The following is a 1,447-nucleotide window of genomic DNA, read 5'->3' as shown; positions in this document are numbered from 1 at the left end:
GAGGCTTCTGAGAAACTAGCTCAGCAATTCTTTGTCGATTTCTGTCTGCTTCTTTCTTTAACGTTAGTTCTTCTAGTTCAGGCTCTGGTTGAGATTGGGTTTCTCGTTCGGCTGGTAAGGAGGTATTTTCTTTATGTTTTGCTAAAAAATGAAGAAAACCTTTCTTTTTCTTCCCAACACTCGTACCAAAATTTTCCAGCAACTGATCAATGATTCCAACAAAAGGTATTTCAAGACTTTCTTCTTGTAGGATTTCACCTTCAGAATTGAGAGAATAAAGTCGATAGATTCCATTTATTTTATTACTCTTCATTCGCTCATTGATGATTTCTAGCCTTGATAACAACTCATCTCGGTACTCAAAAGTTTCCTCTTGATTAGTCAGTTGATTGATAATTTTATACATGGTTCACTCCTTGGTTACTTGATTGTGATGGAAGAATGAGTTCCTTCATTTCCTGGTAGGATAAGCCACTTTCTTCTGATAGTGCCACAAAAAGCTGCGCTTCAAAATCTTTTTCTTGATTTATGTAATTCTTGATTTTTTCATCTGCTGCTTCTTTTTGTTGTTGTGCTTTTTTCTTATCTTTCCTAACTCTCTCAAGCTTAGCTTCAAGTTGTTCTATTTTTTTATTCATTCAATTCTCCTTATTGGTTACTACTGGTTGCGGTTGTTTGTTCAGAGGATGTAGGTGTTGTGGTTGATGTAGAGGATACTGGAGTCGAGCTTGAACTGCTAGTATCTGAATAGGTACCTATACTTTGCCCCTTTGCTTCAGTCAAGACGATAGGCTCAATTTTATTGACCAATAGTTTACCTGATTGTTCTACATAGGTCAATCGAATGGTAGCCTTAGTGATACCAGTAAGCCCCTTAGAATCTCGATTATCTTTTTCTGCTAAGGTTGTGCTAGAATATTGAATCTGAGCCAACGCAACTTTATGTGTTTTATCAATGTAGATAGAGCCTGATTCATAAGATTGGTCAACCACATACCCCTTATAGGTCTGGTTAACTGGCTTTTGTTCTTCTTGAATGGTTTCCTGATACATAGAATCGGTCATAAAAGGCTTATAACGTGGACGATTCTCTTCTAAATCCTTTTTGGTATAGTAAGCAATTAGAAAGTCCTCGACTTGCTGTTCAGTAAGAGATAGTTGTTCCTGTTGGTTCTCTTCTGTTTTTTGCTTCGCCTCTTCCTGAATTTGACTATTCTGTCTCAAATTCTGTTGTACTTGAGCAATAGAATAACCCAATACAATACATAAAACGGCAATGAATCCCATAAAGAGTCCCTTTACCATTTTGATTAACTTTTGATTATACATTCTTTTCCTTTCTTATCTAGGGGTAACAAAATAGATGCCTGATTGCGGTGTCAGGGTACGCCAATTCATTAGGTATAAACCAGTAAAGTTCATTTCTGACATTAAGAAGCTACCATCA

General features: G+C 36.6%; 2 protein-coding genes and 1 pseudogene. All 3 read right to left on the bottom strand.

All coding sequences use genetic code 11. The features are described 5' to 3' along the window. A pseudogene (locus HMPREF2837_RS09535) lies at positions 1–406 on the bottom strand (hypothetical protein); the annotation flags it as partial. Further along, positions 399–638, bottom strand: coding sequence for a hypothetical protein (locus HMPREF2837_RS09530; protein WP_061087881.1), 240 nt, complete (start codon positions 636–638; stop codon positions 399–401). The gene HMPREF2837_RS09530 and the pseudogene HMPREF2837_RS09535, both read right to left, overlap by 8 nt. 10 nt (positions 639–648) lie before the next feature. Next, positions 649–1,329 (bottom strand): hypothetical protein, encoded by a 681-nt coding sequence (locus tag HMPREF2837_RS09525; RefSeq protein ID WP_075230885.1) that lies wholly within the window; start codon positions 1,327–1,329, stop codon positions 649–651. Between the last annotated feature and the right edge of the window lie 118 nt (positions 1,330–1,447).

The sequence above is a fragment of the Streptococcus sp. HMSC071D03 genome (assembly GCF_001812125.1).
GTDB lineage: Bacteria > Bacillota > Bacilli > Lactobacillales > Streptococcaceae > Streptococcus > Streptococcus pseudopneumoniae_N.
The sequence above is the reverse complement of the archived record's forward strand: the minus strand, read 5'-3'. Positions and strand labels throughout refer to the sequence as shown.